Annotated in this window: 14 protein-coding genes; 5 read left to right on the top strand and 9 right to left on the bottom strand. The window is 67.4% G+C overall.

The features are described 5' to 3' along the window. The first annotated feature begins 148 nt into the window (after window positions 1–148). Window positions 149–868, top strand: coding sequence for a hypothetical protein (locus tag ACEPA4_RS12635; protein ID WP_262090920.1), 720 nt, complete (start codon window positions 149–151; stop codon window positions 866–868). Window positions 869–1,063: 195 nt separating this feature from the next. Next, the gene (locus ACEPA4_RS12630) at window positions 1,064–1,582 is read left to right on the top strand and encodes a hypothetical protein (RefSeq protein ID WP_315974270.1); all 519 of its coding nucleotides are present in this window, start codon (window positions 1,064–1,066) and stop codon (window positions 1,580–1,582) included. A gap of 46 nt (window positions 1,583–1,628) precedes the next feature. Here the strand turns inward: ACEPA4_RS12630 and ACEPA4_RS12625 are convergent, their stop codons facing one another. From ACEPA4_RS12625 to hutI, 6 genes are all read right to left on the bottom strand, one after another. Next, complete coding sequence (locus ACEPA4_RS12625) at window positions 1,629–3,737, bottom strand: TonB-dependent receptor domain-containing protein (protein WP_262090918.1); 2,109 nt, start codon at window positions 3,735–3,737, stop codon at window positions 1,629–1,631. 194 nt (window positions 3,738–3,931) lie between these two features. Further along, window positions 3,932–5,368: a serine hydrolase gene (locus ACEPA4_RS12620; RefSeq protein ID WP_262090917.1), complete on the bottom strand. Its 1,437-nt coding sequence runs from the start codon at window positions 5,366–5,368 to the stop codon at window positions 3,932–3,934. Window positions 5,369–5,532: 164 nt separating this feature from the next. Next, on the bottom strand, window positions 5,533–7,200 hold the full coding sequence (gene hutU, locus ACEPA4_RS12615; protein ID WP_262090916.1) for a urocanate hydratase: 1,668 nt from the start codon (window positions 7,198–7,200) through the stop codon (window positions 5,533–5,535). Continuing rightward, window positions 7,197–8,051, bottom strand: a complete 855-nt coding sequence (gene hutG / locus ACEPA4_RS12610) for an N-formylglutamate deformylase (protein ID WP_005417319.1) — start codon at window positions 8,049–8,051, stop codon at window positions 7,197–7,199. Before hutG ends, hutU begins: the two co-directional genes overlap by 4 nt. Continuing rightward, window positions 8,048–9,589, bottom strand: a complete 1,542-nt coding sequence (gene hutH / locus ACEPA4_RS12605) for a histidine ammonia-lyase (protein WP_005417317.1) — start codon at window positions 9,587–9,589, stop codon at window positions 8,048–8,050. The genes hutG and hutH overlap by 4 nt, the downstream gene beginning before the upstream one ends. Then, window positions 9,586–10,809: an imidazolonepropionase gene (gene hutI / locus ACEPA4_RS12600; RefSeq protein WP_262090915.1), complete on the bottom strand. Its 1,224-nt coding sequence runs from the start codon at window positions 10,807–10,809 to the stop codon at window positions 9,586–9,588. Before hutI ends, hutH begins: the two co-directional genes overlap by 4 nt. Window positions 10,810–10,876: 67 nt before the next feature. Between hutI and ACEPA4_RS12595 the strand changes: the two genes are divergently transcribed. The 3 genes from ACEPA4_RS12595 to ACEPA4_RS12585 all read left to right on the top strand — a co-directional run bounded on the left by ACEPA4_RS12595 (window position 10,877) and on the right by ACEPA4_RS12585 (window position 13,682). Next, window positions 10,877–12,247, top strand: a complete 1,371-nt coding sequence (locus ACEPA4_RS12595; protein ID WP_262090914.1) for a formimidoylglutamate deiminase — start codon at window positions 10,877–10,879, stop codon at window positions 12,245–12,247. Window positions 12,248–12,274: 27 nt separating this feature from the next. Continuing rightward, the gene (hutC, locus tag ACEPA4_RS12590; RefSeq protein WP_065178642.1) at window positions 12,275–13,003 is read left to right on the top strand and encodes a histidine utilization repressor; all 729 of its coding nucleotides are present in this window, start codon (window positions 12,275–12,277) and stop codon (window positions 13,001–13,003) included. Window positions 13,004–13,289: 286 nt separating this feature from the next. Continuing rightward, on the top strand, window positions 13,290–13,682 hold the full coding sequence (locus ACEPA4_RS12585) for a type II toxin-antitoxin system HicB family antitoxin (protein ID WP_262090913.1): 393 nt from the start codon (window positions 13,290–13,292) through the stop codon (window positions 13,680–13,682). Between the two features lie 165 nt (window positions 13,683–13,847). Here the strand turns inward: ACEPA4_RS12585 and ACEPA4_RS12580 are convergent, their stop codons facing one another. The 3 genes from ACEPA4_RS12580 to ACEPA4_RS12570 form a co-directional block, all read right to left on the bottom strand. Beyond that, a complete protein-coding gene (locus tag ACEPA4_RS12580) occupies window positions 13,848–14,852 on the bottom strand; it encodes a restriction endonuclease (protein ID WP_065186168.1) in 1,005 nt (334 codons plus the stop codon). Window positions 14,853–15,088: 236 nt separating this feature from the next. After that, window positions 15,089–15,580, bottom strand: coding sequence for a phasin family protein (locus ACEPA4_RS12575; RefSeq protein WP_053497278.1), 492 nt, complete (start codon window positions 15,578–15,580; stop codon window positions 15,089–15,091). Window positions 15,581–15,661: 81 nt separating this feature from the next. Beyond that, entirely contained in the window at window positions 15,662–15,937 is a 276-nt protein-coding gene (locus ACEPA4_RS12570) for a polyhydroxyalkanoic acid system family protein (protein WP_005417302.1), read from the bottom strand. Window positions 15,938–15,957: the final 20 nt, after the last annotated feature.

Genomic DNA, 15,957 nt, shown 5'->3' with positions numbered 1-15,957 from the left:
AATCCGCCCAACACCGCCTACGCGTGCCCGGCAAGGATGTCCGCATGCAGCATCAGGTTCCCGAGGTCCCTGGCCGCGATGCCTCCTGCTCCCTGGCGGCGGCGTGAAGCGCTCGCGCCATTTTTCACGCAGTTCACTGACATTGCCGATGAACCGCGGCAGCGAAGTCGTGCGTGCGCGCCGGCACCTGCAGCAGCGTGGTTGGCCACGCCTGCAGATGGCGCTGATCGTCGCCCTGACCGGCGCTGCAGGTTTTCTTGCCTCGCACCTGCTGCGCCTGGCCGGTATCGACGCGATGTGGTTTCGCTACCCGATGGCCGTCGTGCTGGCCTACGGCGTGTTCCTGCTGCTGATGTGGATCTGGATCCGCTGGCGTTGGGACAACGTACTGGATGGCCTGTCGCCGGATGTGGGCGGTGGCAGCCCATCCCCTCGCGGCAGTGCCGTGGAATCACCGTGGAGCGGCGCCGGCGGCGGTACGTCGGCCTCGTGGAACGAGCCGGCATCGGTGAGCAGTGGCGACGCCGGAGAGCTGCCGTTGGCCGGGCTCGCTGAAGACGAAGCGGGCTTGCCGTTGCTGGCCATCCTCGGCATCGTCGCGCTGGTGGCGACCGTCCTGCTGGCCAGCGTGTGGGTGGTGTGGTCGGCGCCGGTGCTGATGGCCGAACTGCTGGTGGACGCGGCGATCGCCGGCGGCCTGTACCGGCGCATGCAGGGCATGCACGAGCAGGGATGGTGGCGGGTATGCGTGTCGCACACGGTCTGGCCGCTGATCGGCCTGTTGCTGTGCTTCGCGGTGCTGGGCTGGCTTGCTCAGGAACTCGTGCCGGGTGCGAGCCACCTGCTGCAGGTCATCCAGGGGCTGTAATGCGGTTGCTTCCTTCATATGGCCCGGTCCCGACCTGTTTTCAGCCGCCCTGAACAGTGGGCTATGATCGCGGTCGCCGAGGATTCGTGTCCTGGCGGTTTCACCTATCCGGAGCTTGTCGTACTGCATCGGGAACCGGGGCGCTGGATGGCCGAACGCCCACTGAGACACACAACCACTGACGAGGAAGAGCGCATGGATGTCGCTGCACGCAGGAACAGGACGTTGTTTCGTTGGATCATGGTGACGCTGCTGGCGGTGTTGTTGCCGTTTGCAGCACTGGCGCAGCCGGCAGCCGGGCAGGGCGATGGCGCTGAAGCCGGCACTGCCGCGGAAGAGGCGCAATGCCGCGCCTGCGCCTATGAGCGCATTGGACCGAAGGTTGATATCGGCCTGGTGGCACTGGTGTCGCTGCTGGTGGTGGGTCTGCTGGTAGCGGTGTCCCGCGAGTGGGGAACCACCTCGCAGCGCTGGACCTGCCGCACGCTGTCCCTGTTGCTGGTGGGCATCGGCCTGGCGTTGTCGTGGTGGGCTGGCAGCATCCTCTACCTGGGTTACAACCCTTGGCAGGAGCAGCTCGCACCCAGCGACGGCTCGCTAGGTTCCACGCTGCTGAGTACGTCGCCGAAGTGGCTGGCGGCACTGGTGCTGATCGGCTTGGCGCCTTCCATCTGGAAGCGCAGCGAGCGCCTGCCAGCGTGGCGTATCGGCTGACCCAGGAACGGCGGCGCCGGATCACGCCCGGCGCCGCCTTCTGCCATCAATCAAAGCGCCAGCGCACGCCTGCATAGAGGCCACGACCTTCGCCCGGGGTCGAGCGCGCAACATCCCTGCCGGCGTCGTCGTAGCCCGGCGTGACCGTGGCGGCATAGTGGCGGTTGCCGAGGTTGCGCATCTCCGCCCAGGCCTGCCAGCGACCGCCGGGGGCGTCGTAGCCGATGCGGCTGCCGAAGATCACATGGCTGTCGGCCCAGTAGCTGTTGGCATAGTCCACCGCGATGCGCGAGGCGTATTCGGTGTTCAGTGCCGCGTACAGGCCGGATGCATGATCGAAGCGCAGCTCGGCCTGGTAGGCGTGGCGCGGCAGGCCGGGCAGGCGGTTGCCGCCGAAGCGCGCATCGTGGAGGTAGCGGAAGTCGCTGAAGGTATACGCCTGGCGCAGCGACAGGCGGCCCGGTGCAGCCTGCCACAGCGTGCTGTCCAATCCGGCCTCGATACCGCGGTGCACGGTGGGGCTGGCATTGTTCTCGGCGATGAACAGGTTCGGCAGCGGTTGCAGTTCGACGCTCAGCAGTTCGTGGTTCACGTGGGCGTAGTAGCCGGTCAGTTCCCAGCGACCCAGCGCCGCATCACCGCGCGCGCCCAGTTCCAGCGTGGTGGCGGTCTGGTTCTGCATCGGCACCGGCGCGCGCTGGCGGCCGGTAGACGGGCCATTGCCCGGCCCGAAGTACTGGTTCGAGCCCCAGATCATCGACCATGGGTGCGGTGCCTCCACCGAACGGCTGAGGTTGCCGAACCACTGGGTCTGCGCGCTGTGCTGCCAGGTGAAGCCCAGTCGCGGCGCATAGTCCCAGTCCTGCTCGTGCAGGCGGCCGCCGCTGCTCGGCCAGGTCACCTGCACATCGCGGCGGGTGTTGATCAGCGCCAGCCCAGCCTGCATGCGCAGGCGGTCATTGAAGGCGAGGGTGTTGCTGACGTGCAGTGTGCTGTCGGTGCCGTGGTGGCGGAAGTCGCGCGTGCGCGTGCCGGCGGTATAGCCGTTGCTGGCAAAGCGCAGCGACTCGCGCACATCGGCATCCAGGTCATGTGTGACGCGCAGGCCGACCGTGGTCTCGCTGTCCAGCCCGAACAGCCGGTGGCGGCGGCGGTAGTTCAGTGTGGCGTTGAGGTTGGCGTAGTCCAGCTGCTGGCGGTACAGGCTCTCGTTCAAGTCCATCGGGTAGGTGTGGTAGACCAGCCCGGCCTGCAGCGACGAATCCTCATCGATCTGCAGCGTGGTGACATTGCCCACCCAGGTGCTGCCCGGCTGCGGGCGGCGCGCATCGATGGCCAGGTTGGCCGCATTCGCGGCATGTGGATCGTTGCGGATCTGGTCGCGGGTCAAGCGACCGGGCGTTTCGTGATTGGTTTCGCGGTAGCGCACGAAGAAGCGCGTCTGCAGATCGGGCGTGATCTGCCAGCCGATGTTGGCCATCGCGCCCTTGCCGTCGCCGTGCGCATGGCGCTGGTAACCGTCGAACTCGGTATCGGTGTAGGCCAGGAAGTAGTCGACATCGCCGTTGACGCCGCCCCAGCTGAGGCCGCGCTTCTGGTAGCCACGGCTGCCGGCTTCGTAGTGCAGCTGCACGCCCGCCGAATCACGGCCGCTGCGGCTGACGTAGTCGATGGCACCGCCCAGCGCGAGCGCGCCGCGCTCGAAGCCGTTGGCGCCGCGCAGGACTTCCACGCGCGACAGCCACAGGGGTTCCAGCAGTTCGTAAGGCGTGCCACCTGGGCCGGTCAGCGGCAGGCCGTCGATCGACACCGCAATGCCCGAGGCATGCGCGCCCGGGCCGCGATTGATGCCCGAGCCCCGGATCGAGACCTTGGTGCCTTCGTTGCCGGGCGATTGCGCGCTGATGCCGGGCTGGTAGGCCAGCACATCGGCATTGCTGGACAGTCGGCTGTCGGCTTTGGCCACGTCGATGACGTTGCTGGCGCCGGGTACGCGCTTCAGCGCCTCGCGCGCCTGCGCGCTGGCATCAGCAGCAGTGACCTGCACCGCATCCAGCGTGGTGGCCTGCGGGGCCGCGGCGGCGGTGGAAGAAAGGCCGAGGGAAACGGTCAGAGACAGCAGCGAGGGGATGGGGCGGTACGACGAGAGCGACATGCGGAAATGCTGTAAACCACGAAGGTGGAGCGCAAGTTAACAGGTCGACGGCGCCACGTCACCCATCGGCGGCGTATGGCCGCCCGCCGTGTTCCTGTAGAGCCGAGCCGACGCTCGGCTAATCGCGCGCAGCGCGGGTTGTCTGCCATCGCGACAAAGAGCAGCCAAGCATGGGCTCGGCTCTACAGCAGGGTTTACGGCGAAGGTTTCGTCAGCGTCTTCGACTTTGCGTAGAACTGATCAGCTGCTTCCTTCTCGCCCAATGCCGCATGACACTCGGCCAGGCTGTCCCACACATTGGCCGAATCCGGATACAGCTCGGTGTTGAGGGCGAATACCTTCAACGCCCTGCGTGCACCAAGGCTCTCGCGGATGGCATAGCCGCTGGCGTTGATCGCTCGTTCCAGCTCGCTGCCCGCCACCCGGTTGTTATCGCGCAACCAACTGCGTATCGCCTGGGCAGCGCCTGCATCATCATCCAGCGCATACGCGACCAGCCCCTCGGACAGCACCGCGTGCGGAAACGCCTGCGGCGCCGCGACCGCCATCGTGCTCTCCACCAGCGTGCTGGACCAGACATTGCGGGCGCTGCCGTTGGTCAGGTACACGAACACCCAGTAGCCGCTGGCCAGCGTGTCCTTGTACGCCAGCCGCGCACGTACACGGGTGCCGCCATCATGGCCGACCTGGGTGTAGCCGTCGCTGCGGGTGGTGTCCCATCCCGTGGAGAAGAAATTGCTGCCGCCACCGCTCAGTTTCTGCGGCTGCCAGAGCTTTTCCAGGGTCTTCGTACGCACCAGCGTGCCGGTCGCCAGCGCCTGCAGGAAGCGGTTCATGTCGCCCACGGTGGTCTGCAGATCGGCATGGCCCCAGCCGTAGTCCGGCCAGGGATCTTCATTGGCAGGCTGCAGTTGGCCATCCTTGCCGATGTACGGCACCGCCGCGCGCCGGGCCGGCACGCTGGCAACGCCCCACGAGGTGCTGGCCATCTTCAATGGCTGCAGGATGCGTTCGCGCGCGATGGCCGGGTAGGACTTGCGGTAGTGCGCTTCCAGCAACGCCGTCAGCACCAGGTAGTTGGCCTGGGTGTACTGCACGCGGCTGCCGGTGGCGAACTGCATCGGTACAGCGCCGGCCACCTTCAGCGCAGTGCCAAGGTCAGGCGCTACACCGGGGTAGCCCTTGCTCACCCAGCGGTTATCCACCCGGTTGTAGTACTCGCCGATACCCGAGCTGTGGTTGAGGAAGTCGCGCACGTGGATTGCCTGCCATGCAGTCGGCAGGTCCGGCACATAGCGGCTCGCCGGCGCATCCAGATCCACCTTGCCCTGATCGACCAGTTGCATCACCAGCGTGCTGGTCAGCAGCTTGGCCATCGACTGCGCGGCGAAGATGGAATCGACGGTGGCAGGTGTGTGCGTAGCGCGATCACGTTCGCCGCTGGCGCCCTGGTACAGCACCTGGCCGTTGTGGGCGACCAGTACCGCCTGACCGGCGATGCCGTAGCGTTCGAGGTTGGCCTGCAGTTGGGCGTCAAGCTGGGTAGAGAGGCCGGCGGAGAGGTCACTCGCTGATGCGGGCGGAGCAGCGAACAGGACGCAGAGCAATGCAGCAGCAAAGGTGCGGTACATCGCGGTGATCCATCAGCGGTGATGGCGCATCTTGGCATGTAGAGCCGAGCCCATGCTCGGCTGCCTTCGGGCCAGGCATCATGCACCCGGAAAAATGAGCCGAGCATGGCTCGGCTCTACAGGTGTTTCCGGGTAGTGCCGGCCGCTGGCCGGCACCCCTGCGATCAGCCCAGGATCCCCGGTAGATCCAGTCCCTTTTCCTTCGCGCAGTCGATCGCGATGTCATACCCCGCATCGGCGTGGCGCATGACGCCGGTGGCCGGGTCGTTCCACAGCACGCGGCCAATCCGCTTCGCCGCTGCCTCGGTACCGTCGCAGACGATCACCATGCCGGCATGCTGGGAGAAGCCCATGCCCACGCCGCCGCCATGGTGCAGCGAGACCCAGGTCGCGCCGCTGGCGGTGTTGAGCAGGGCGTTCAGCAGCGGCCAGTCGGACACCGCGTCGGAGCCATCGGCCATCGCTTCGGTTTCGCGGTTTGGCGAGGCCACGCTGCCGCTGTCCAGGTGGTCACGTCCGATCACCACCGGCGCCTTCAGTTCGCCGTTGGCGACCATCTCGTTGAACGCCAGTCCGAGTCGATCGCGATCACCCAGGCCGACCCAGCAGATGCGCGCCGGCAGGCCCTGGAACTTGATCTTCTCGGCGGCCATGTCCAGCCAGCGGTGCAGGTGGGGATTGTCCGGAATCAGTTCCTTCACCTTGGCATCGGTCTTGGCGATGTCTTCCGGGTCGCCACTCAGTGCTGCCCAGCGGAACGGGCCGATGCCGCGGCAGAACAGCGGGCGGATGTAGGCCGGCACGAAGCCGGGGAAGTCGAACGCGTTCTCCACGCCTTCTTCCAGCGCCATCTGCCGCAGGTTGTTGCCGTAGTCCACGGTCGGCACGCCGAGTGCGTGGAAGCCGAGCATGGCGCGGATATGGTTGGCCATCGACGCGCGCGCTGCTTTCTCCACTTCCTTCGGCGCGGACACGCGCTTTTCGTCCCATTGCTCGACGGTCCAGCCCTGCGGCAGGTAGCCGTTCACCGGGTCGTGCGCGGAGGTCTGGTCGGTCAGCAGGTCCGGCTTCACGCCGCGCTTGAGCAGTTCGGCCAGCACGTCGGCGACGTTGCCGAGCAGGCCCACCGACTTCGGCGTGCCGGCCTTGCAGGCTTCATCGATCAGGCGCAGCGCTTTGTCCAGGTTGTCGGTCCAGGTGTCCAGGTAGCCGGTGCGCAGGCGCATGTCGATGCTGCTCTTGCGGCACTCGACGGCCAGGCAGGAGGCGCCGGCCATCACGGCGGCCAGCGGCTGTGCGCCGCCCATGCCGCCGAGGCCACCGGTGAACAGCCACTTCCCGGTCAGGTCGCCACCGAAATGCTGGCGCCCCATCTCCACGAAGGTCTCGTAGGTGCCCTGCACGATGCCCTGCGCGCCGATGTAGATCCAGCTGCCTGCGGTCATCTGGCCGTACATGGCCAGGCCCTTCCTATCCAGCTCGTTGAAGTGGTCCCAGTTGGCCCAGCGCGGTACCAGGTTGGAATTGGCGATCAGCACGCGCGGCGCATCGACGTGGGTGCGGAACACGCCCACCGGCTTGCCCGACTGCACCAGCAGGGTCTGGTCGTCGTCCAGGCGCTTGAGCGTTTCGACGATGGCATCGAAGCTCTCCCAGTCGCGTGCGGCGCGGCCGATGCCGCCGTACACCACCAGTTCCTGCGGGCGCTCGGCCACATCGGGGTGCAGGTTGTTCATCAGCATGCGCAGCGGCGCTTCGGTCAGCCAGCTCTTGGCGTTGAGCGTGGTGCCGGTCGGCGCGGCGATGGTGCGGGACGGGTCGTTGCGGGTCATGCGGCGCTCCGGTTCGTAGCGAATTCAAGGCAGGCATTGAGCACCTGCGCCAGGGTGTGGCGCAGCGGTGCGGCGTGGTCGGGGTCGAGCGGCGTGGGCCAGCTGTGCTCGTCCACCTGGTCCGGCAGGGGTTCGTGCATGTAGCCGCGGCAGGCCAGCTCCATCTGCAGGCTGTGCACGCCGCCGGCGATGTTGCTGTAGTGGCGGGTGATCCAGCCACCCTTGAAACGGCCGTTGCGCACCTGGCTCATGCCACTGATCTTCAGCAGGTTCTCCACCACGTCGCTCAAGGCGTTGTCGCAGGACGTGTCAGGTGCGCCGGACGGGCCAGCGGTGCCCAGGTTGAACTGCGGCAGCTCCCCGTCGAACAGATGCGGGATGTGTGAGCGGATCGAGTGCGCGTCGTACACCACCACGGTGCCGTGGCGTGCACGCAGGCGCGTGATCTGCGAAGCCAGCGCATCGTGGTAAGGCAGGAAATACGTGTCGCGGCGACGGGCGATTTCTGCGTCGTCCGGTTCGCGCCCGGCGTGGTACAGCGGCTGGTTGTCGAAGGTCGTCAGCGGGCACAGGCCGGTGGTGTTCTGGCCCGGGTACAGCGACACGCCGCTGGGATCGCGGTTGAGGTCGATCACCGAACGCGAGATTGCCGAGCGCACCGTGGTCGCGCCCATGCCACGCACGAAGTCGTACAGCTCGTGCACCCACCAGTCGGCGTCGCGGCGTGCCAGCCACGGCGAGTGGTAGTCGCCGATCAGGTCGTGCGGCAGCTCGCTGCCGGTATGCGGGAAGCTGACGATGAGGGGGGCGTCGCCCTCGTGTACCGTCAGCCATTCGGGAAGGGTCGTCATGCCTGCGGTTCCACGGTCGGCAACAGATCGCCCAGGCCCTGCGCCAGCGCACCGCTGCGCACCAGATTCGTGGCGGTCACCATGTCCGGATGGAAGTAGCGGTCTTCTTCCAGTGTCGGCACCTGCGCACGCAGGCTGGCGCGCACGCTTTCCAGCGCGGCACTGGAGCGCAGCGGGGCGTGGAAGTCGCAGCCCTGTGCTGCGGCCAGCAGTTCGATACCGATCACGTTGGCGGCGTTCTCGGCCATCTGCATCAGGCGGCGTGCGCCGTGCGCGGCCATCGACACATGGTCTTCCTGGTTGGCCGAGGTCGGGATTGAATCAACGCTGGCCGGGTAGGCGCGCTGCTTGTTTTCCGAGACCAGTGCAGCCGCGGTCACCTGCGGAATCATGAAGCCGGAATTCAGGCCCGGGCGCGGGGTCAGGAACGCCGGCAGGCCGGACAGCGCCGGGTCCACCAGCATCGCCAGGCGGCGCTCGCTGATCGAGCCGATCTCGCACACCGCCATCGCCAGCATGTCGGCGGCGAAGGCGACCGGCTCGGCGTGGAAGTTGCCGCCGGACAGTGCTTCGCCGGTGTCGGTGAACACCAGCGGATTGTCGGAGACGCCGTTGGCTTCGATTTCCAGCGTGGTCGCGGCCTGGCGCAGGATGTCCAGCGCCGCGCCCATCACCTGCGGCTGGCAGCGCAGGCAGTACGGGTCCTGCACGCGCACATCGTTGTCGCGGTGCGATTCGCGGATGTCCGAGCCCTGCATCAGCGCGCGCAGCGTCGCGGCAGTGGCAATCTGCCCGCGCTGGCCGCGGATGGCGTGGATGCGCGGGTCGAACGGCGTGTCCGAGCCCTTGGCCGCTTCCACCGACAGCGCGCCGGTGACCAGTGCGGCCTGGAATACGGTCTCGATCTCGAACAGGCCGGCCAGCGCGTAGGCGGTGGAGAACTGCGTGCCATTGAGCAGCGCAAGGCCTTCCTTCGCTCCCAGTTCGATCGGCTGCAGGCCGGCACGTGCCAGGGCATCGACCGCCGGCAGGCGCTCGCCATCGATGAAGGCTTCGCCCACGCCCAGCATCACGCTGGCCAGGTGCGAGAGCGGCGCCAGATCGCCCGAGGCACCCACCGAGCCTTGTGCCGGCACCACGGGCAATACGCCCTTGACCAGCATCGCTTCGAGCAGCAGCAGGGTTTCCTCGCGAATGCCCGATGCGCCCTGCGCCAGGCTGACCAGCTTCAGCGCCATCATCAACCGCACCACGCTGGCCGGCATCGGCTCGCCCACCCCGGCGGCATGCGAGAGCACGATGTTCCGCTGCAGGGTGGCCAGGTCTTCGCGCTCGATGCGCACGCTGGCCAGCTTGCCGAAGCCGGTGTTGATGCCATACACCGGTGCGCCTTTGGCGACGATGGCGGCGACGGCTGCGGCACTGGCGCGCACCACCGGCAGCGCGGCCGGGTCCAGTGCAAGCGGCGCACCGCGATAGACCTGCCGCCATTGGGCGAGAGTGACATGGCCGGGGCGAAGAACCAGGGTGTTGCTCATGTGTTGCTCCAGGAGGCAGGCAGGTCGGGCTGGCCGCGCACCACGCGCGCGTGCAGCGGGTTGAATCCAATGCGATAGACCAGGTCGGCAGGGGCGTCGATGTCCCAGATCGCCAGGTCACAGTCCATGCCGACGGCGAGGCGGCCGATGCGCTCGCCATGGCCGAGCGCGCGCGCCGCTTCACGGGTGAAGCCGGCGATGCACTCGTCCACGGTCAGGCGGAACAGGGTGGCGCCCATGTTCATCGCCAGCAGCGGGCTGGTCAGCGGCGAAGTGCCCGGGTTGCTGTCGGTGGCCAGCGCCAGCGGCACGCCGGCCGCACGCAGCGCAGCGATCGGCGGCAGGGTGGTATCGCGGGTGAAATAGAAGGCGCCGGGCAGCAACACGGCGACGGTGCCGGCGGCAGCCATCGCGACGATGCCAGTGTCGTCCAGATGTTCGATATGGTCGGCGGAGAGCGCACCGAAACCGGCCGCCAGTTCGGCGCCATGCTGGTTGCTCAGCTGCTCGGCATGGATCTTCACCGCCAGCCCGTTGGCGCGCGCCGCTTCGAAGACCTGCCGCGCCTGCGCCGGCGAGAAGGCGATGTTCTCGCAGAACACGTCCACCGCTTCGGCCAGGCCTTCGGCGGCGATGGCCGGAATCATCACCTCGCACACCTCGTCGGTGTACTCCTGTGCCTCGCGGCCCGGCGGAATCGCGTGTGCACCGAGGAAGGTGGTCACCACGTTGACCCGGCATTGCTCGCCCAGCGTGCGTGCAACCTGCAGCTGCTTGCGTTCGTCGGGCAGGGTCAGGCCGTAGCCGGACTTGATCTCGATCGTGGTCACGCCTTCGGCGCGCATCGCCAGCAGGCGCGGGCGGCTCTCGCTGGCCAGTTGCTCGGGCGTGGCAGCGCGGGTGGCGCGCACGGTGGAGACGATGCCGCCGCCGGCGCGGGCGATCTCGGCATAGCTGACGCCCTGCAGGCGTTGCTCGAATTCGTTGGCGCGGTTGCCGGCGTAGACCAGGTGGGTGTGGCAGTCGATCAGGCCCGGCGAGATCCAGCGACCTTCGCCGTCGATGCGGGTGGTCGGCTGCAGGTGCGCATCGCTGCCGGCAGCGCCGACGTGGACGATGCGGCCCTCGGCGCAGGCCAGTACGCCATCGCGGATGACACCCAGGCCCTCGCCATCGAGGGTGATCAGGTGAACGTTGGACCAGAGGGTATCGACGTGCATGGCATCCACAACGCGGCTGTGCTTATATGTCTATACAATATAGGCGTCCATTTCGGGTTGTCCAGCCATGTACGATTCGCGTTCCCTGCTCAGTTTCCATGCCACCCACGCCCTGCTGGCCGAGGGCTGGGCCCGCGATGTCCGCCTGCAGGTGCGGGACGGCCGCATCACGGCAATCAGCAAGGGGCAGGCCGCGCAGGGCGGTGACACCCGCGTCGGCATCCTGGTGCCGGGCCTGCCCAACCTGCACAGCCACGCGTTCCAGCGCGGCATGGCCGGCCTGACCGAGATCGGCGGCGGTGACGGCGACAGCTTCTGGAGCTGGCGCGAGCTGATGTACCGCTTCCTGGCCCATCTGCGCCCGGATGCGGTGCAGGCCATCGCCGCCCAGGCCTACATGGAAATGCTGGAAAGCGGCTTCACCCGCGTCGGCGAGTTCCATTACCTGCACCACGACGCCGATGGCCATGCCTATGCCAATCGCGCCGAGATGAGCGCGCGGATTGCCGCTGCGGCCGATCAGACCGGCATCGGCCTGACCCTGCTGCCGGTGTTCTACGCGCATGCCGATTTCGGTGGCGCGCCGCCGAATCCGGCGCAGCGCCGCCTGATCCACGACGTGGACGGTTTCGCGCAGCTGCTGGACGGCGCCAAGCCGGCGTTGGCCGCGCTGCCCGATGCGGTGCTCGGCATTGCACCGCACAGCCTGCGTGCGGTCACCGGCGAGGAACTGGGCGCGTTGCTGCCGTTGACCGACGGCCCGGTGCACATCCATATCGCCGAGCAGGTGCGTGAAGTCGAGGCCTGCCTGGCCTGGAGCGGCCAGCGCCCGGTGCAGTGGCTGTACGACCATGCACCGGTCGATGCGCGCTGGTGCCTGGTGCATGCCACCCACATCACCGATGACGAGCGCGCGGCCATCGTCGCCAGCCAGGCTGTGGCCGGCCTGTGCCCGATCACCGAAGCCAATCTGGGCGACGGCCTGTTCCCGATGCAGGCGTTCGCCCGCGAGGGCGGGCGCTTCGGTGTCGGTTCCGATTCCAATGTGCTGATCGATGCAGCTGAAGAACTGCGCCTGCTTGAGTACGGCCAGCGGCTGACCCTGCGCGGACGCAACGTGCTGGCGCCGGATGGCACCCGCAGCACCGGTCGTTTCCTGTTTGAAGGTGCATTGCACGGTGGCGCACAGGCGCTGGGCGTGGCCGCTGGCCTGCAGGTGGGCGCCAGTGCCGATCTGGTCGAACTGGATGCCGCACACCCGGCGCTGCAGGCGCGACAGGATGACGCATGGCTTGACAGCTGGGTGTTCGCCGCACGTAATGGCGCGCTGCGATCGGTCTGGCGGCATGGCCGCCAGTGCGTGGCCGACGGCCGCCACCTGCAGCGCGAGGCGATCACCACCGCCTTCGCCGCCGCCCTGAAGGGCGTGCTGGGCTGATCGTCTCCGCCACCGGGATCCCATTACGTGAAGGCCAGCAAGTCCGCCACGCTCAACCAGCGTATCCGCAGCGATCTGGAAAGCCGCATCCTCAGTGGGGAGTGGGCGCCGGGCTTCCGGATTCCGTACGAGCACGAGCTGATGGAGCAGTACGGCTGCTCGCGGATGACGGTGAACAAGGTGCTGACCGCACTGGCCGAGAGCGGCATGATCGAACGCCGCCGTCGTGCGGGTTCATTCGTGGCGCGTCAGCCGCCGCACCTGGAGCAGGTAGCGCTGGAGATTCCCGATATCGCGATGGAGGTCGGTTCGCGCGGCCACCAGTACGCGTACCGCCTGCTGCAGCGCGAGCTGCGCCTGGCCGACGGCGGCAATGCCGGTGAAATGGAGCTGGCCGGCAGCGAGAAGCTGCTGGCGATGCGCTGCCTGCACCTGGCCGATGGCCGTCCGCTGGCGCTGGAGCATCGCCTGATCAGTCCGGTGGGCGTGCCCGAGGTACTGGAAGTCGATTTCAGTACCACCGCGCCGGGCAGCTGGTTGCTGCAGAACGTGTCCTGGACGCGCGCGCAGCATCGCATCAGTGCCTGGGGTGCGGACACCGCCACGGCCAGGCTGCTGGACGTGAAACCGGGCACCGCCTGCCTGGTGATCGAGCGCCTGACCTGGCGCGGTGAACAGCCGATCACCCGCGTGCGCCAGGTGTTCCTGGGGGATGCCTGGGACCTGGTTGCGCGCTTCGCGCCGGGCGCTCGCTAGGGATTCCATCCACGCATGGCGTGGATCTACTGGTCCGGTACGGCTGTCGTCTTGAACTCTGTTGGTGCGTGTGTGCGATGTGTATCGTCCCTGCATGAAGAGCAGGGACCTCATCCGGGGTCTGGAGGCGGCAGGTTGGACCTGTTGCAGGATTCGCGGATCCCATCATGTATTCGTGCACCTCGCAGTGGCCTCACATCATCACCGTGCCTCACCCCAGAAAGGATCTGGGCAAGGGGCTGGTTCAGGCGTTGCGGAAGCTCGCAGGACTGACGTAGGAGGTCCCATGCGCTATCCAGTCTTGATTGAGGCCGGCGATGAACGCACCGCGTGGGGGGTCATCGTTCCCGATCTGCCGGGGTGCTTCTCGGCAGCCGACACGCTTGACGATGCACTCAGCGCGGCCGAGGAGTCTGCGCTTGCCTGGATCGATGCGGCCCTGGATGAGGGGCGCTCGATTCCGAGTCCTTCTGCGCCACAGAAGATCGTCGCCGAGGCTCCCAGTGGTACGGCCTGGATTCTTGCCTACATCTGCATTGATACATCTCTGCTGGACGACACCATCGAACGGGTCAACATCAGCCTGCCGCGTCGCATCCTGGCCAGGCTGGATGCGCAGGCCAGGGCGGCCGGCGAATCCCGCTCCAGTTACATCGCCCATCTCGCAGCATTGGGCTGAGCGGGCGCCCTGTAGAGCCCAGCCCATGGTCGGCTGCTGTTCGCGCGTTGCGCGATGAGTCGAGCGTGGCTCGACTCTGCAAAGGCATCCACGCATCGCGTGGATCTACCAGAGATTCGTGTGTCGGGATTCAGTAGGTCCACGCCATGCGTGGATGTTGCCCCATCAATACGTAGCGCACTGCCGCCAGCGCACCGGCTCATCCACGCCGGGGCGGGCATTGAGCTGGATGCGCACGTTGCGCAGGGCAGGGTAGTGCAGCACTTCCTCACAGACCTGCGGCCAGACCTTTTCCAGTTCACCGGTGCGGTTGATCGCCAGCGTCTGCCGGGTCAGCCAGACACCGCTGGCGATGCCGGGCTTGCCAGCCAGGGCACGGGCCAGATCGGCCTGGTAGCGATCCAGCGTGGCTGCATCCGGATTGGGGTTGCTGCGCGGGTCGGCCGCCGGGGCGACGGCAGCCGCGGGTGAAGAGGCGGCCGGGAGCACTGCCGCGGTGCCAGCAGGTTCCGCCGCAGGCGCGGTTGAAGGCGTCGCCACCACCGACGCTGCAGCAACCGGCGCGGCCTCTTCCACACGCAGGCCCTGCAGGCCCAGGCCAACCAGCAGCCCCAGCGTTGCCGAACCCAGTGCGGCGATGGCGATGCGGCGCAGCGCTTCGTGCCGGGCGCTGGCGCGCACGCGCGCTTCGATGTCGCCGGGCAGGTAAGGCTGCAGCAATGGCCACAGGCGCGGGCCGTCCAGCACTTCAACCGCCTGCTTCTCGGCGGCGCTGCGGCCGTCGCGCTCGATGCGGCCTTCGGTCAGCAGCACGCCGCCCTTGGCGCCGGCCAGGCGCGCGGCCGCACCCAGCTCGTTCACTGCGGCGGTGCCGATGCGGTAGGCCAGGCCATGCTTGCACGACACCAGCCAGTGGTTGGGGCCATCGCTGAGCATGAAATCGCTGCTTGGCTCGCGGGCTTCTTCCGCCGGATCGATCAGTTCACGCAGGCCGCGCTGTTCGCGCAGCATGCGCTTGACCAGAACGGAGAATTCGCGCCAATGCATGCCCGCCAGGGCCTGCAGGCCGAGTTGCATCTCCTTCTGCCGCCGCTTGACCCACCACAGATAGATAACGGCCAGGAAACAGCTAAGCAGGGCCGACAGCAGGGCCAGGATCCAGGGGAGCATGCAGGAGTAGGGCGGAAGGGGCGAAAGCGGAGAACGACAGTGTAAAGGTCGCGGTGCCTGGCCGGGTCAGGATGTTCCTGACAGAAAGCGTGATGGAGCGCGCAGATCGGCGTACAGCGGGCACGAAAAACCCGCCAATCCTGAAGCCGTGAGGGGAGGGAACAAACGGCAGCCGAAGCGATTGGCGGGTTGCTCGCGATTGTCAATCAATTTTTATTGCATTGCAACAATCGTGGTCAGGGCACGCTGTCCGGTGACTGATGGCTGCCCGGAGCAGGGGCATCGGTGCCGGACGCGGCGCGGTTTTCCAGCTTGGCCAAGCGCGCGTGCAGGGCATCAATGCGCGCCTCCAGCGCGGTCACTTCGTCGGCGGTGGGTACATGCAGGCGCTTGAGTACGCCCTGCACCTGGTCATCGAAGGCCTTCTCGACCTTGTTCCAGGTGCCGGAGGCCTTCTCGCGGGCCTCGTCCAGCGAGGTCTCGACATTGTCACGCCAGCCCGGGCCCTGGTCGCCGTTGCGTTCACGGCGGCGGGCTTCCCAGGCTTCGCCTTCCTTCACAAGGCCGTCGAAGAAGCGGCTGCCCTCGGCCTGGGCGCGACCCAGCGCACCCAACCCGGCCAGCCAGACCTGCTGGGCCGAATCGCTCAGCTTGCGCGAGAAGCGCTCGGCCTGGTCACCGAAAGAGGCATCGTCGTTACGGCGGTCGTCGTTCTCGTAGTGGTTCATCGCACTTCCCGTGGGAGTTGGGCCTGCCCCCGAGAGTAGCGCGCACCGGCGTTGCACGGCCGTGACGGCCGCCGCCGGGGTTCAGCCCAGCTTTTCCTTCAGCACACGCTGGATCTCGCCTTCGACCATGCCCTTCATCGCCGACAGCAGGAAGCCCAGCTTGGCGGTTACGCGCACCGCGCCCGGCTGCAGTTCGATCGCACCGTCCACGCCGCTGCCGGAGAAGTTCAGTACGTCGGCGGTCCAGGACGACTTCAGGCCAAAGCGCTCGGACAGCTTGGCAGCGACCTGTTCGATCGCGGCGCGCGCCTGTGCATCGGGCAGGGCGTGGGCGTGGCGGACATCGATGGTGGACATGCAGGCTCCTGGCGCAGGGC

Origin of the sequence: Stenotrophomonas sp. P2112 (assembly GCF_041897515.1) — a bacterium.
GTDB classification, from domain to species: Bacteria; Pseudomonadota; Gammaproteobacteria; order Xanthomonadales; family Xanthomonadaceae; genus Stenotrophomonas; species Stenotrophomonas sepilia.
This window is presented reverse-complemented; position numbering and strand designations above follow the sequence as displayed.

Excerpts from the sequence above, each read along its gene's own strand:
- ACEPA4_RS12635 (WP_262090920.1), top strand. The coding sequence starts at position 149 with ATGAACCGCGGCAGCGAAGTCGTGCGTGCGCGCCGGCACCTGCAGCAG.
- ACEPA4_RS12630 (WP_315974270.1), top strand. The coding sequence starts at position 1,064 with ATGGATGTCGCTGCACGCAGGAACAGGACGTTGTTTCGTTGGATCATG.
- ACEPA4_RS12625 (WP_262090918.1), bottom strand. The coding sequence starts at position 3,737 with ATGTCGCTCTCGTCGTACCGCCCCATCCCCTCGCTGCTGTCTCTGACC.
- ACEPA4_RS12620 (WP_262090917.1), bottom strand. The coding sequence starts at position 5,368 with ATGTACCGCACCTTTGCTGCTGCATTGCTCTGCGTCCTGTTCGCTGCT.
- hutU (WP_262090916.1), bottom strand. The coding sequence starts at position 7,200 with ATGACCCGCAACGACCCGTCCCGCACCATCGCCGCGCCGACCGGCACC.
- hutG (WP_005417319.1), bottom strand. The coding sequence starts at position 8,051 with ATGACGACCCTTCCCGAATGGCTGACGGTACACGAGGGCGACGCCCCC.
- hutH (WP_005417317.1), bottom strand. The coding sequence starts at position 9,589 with ATGAGCAACACCCTGGTTCTTCGCCCCGGCCATGTCACTCTCGCCCAA.
- hutI (WP_262090915.1), bottom strand. The coding sequence starts at position 10,809 with ATGCACGTCGATACCCTCTGGTCCAACGTTCACCTGATCACCCTCGAT.
- ACEPA4_RS12595 (WP_262090914.1), top strand. The coding sequence starts at position 10,877 with ATGTACGATTCGCGTTCCCTGCTCAGTTTCCATGCCACCCACGCCCTG.
- ACEPA4_RS12585 (WP_262090913.1), top strand. The coding sequence starts at position 13,290 with ATGCGCTATCCAGTCTTGATTGAGGCCGGCGATGAACGCACCGCGTGG.
- ACEPA4_RS12580 (WP_065186168.1), bottom strand. The coding sequence starts at position 14,852 with ATGCTCCCCTGGATCCTGGCCCTGCTGTCGGCCCTGCTTAGCTGTTTC.
- ACEPA4_RS12575 (WP_053497278.1), bottom strand. The coding sequence starts at position 15,580 with ATGAACCACTACGAGAACGACGACCGCCGTAACGACGATGCCTCTTTC.
- ACEPA4_RS12570 (WP_005417302.1), bottom strand. The coding sequence starts at position 15,937 with ATGTCCACCATCGATGTCCGCCACGCCCACGCCCTGCCCGATGCACAG.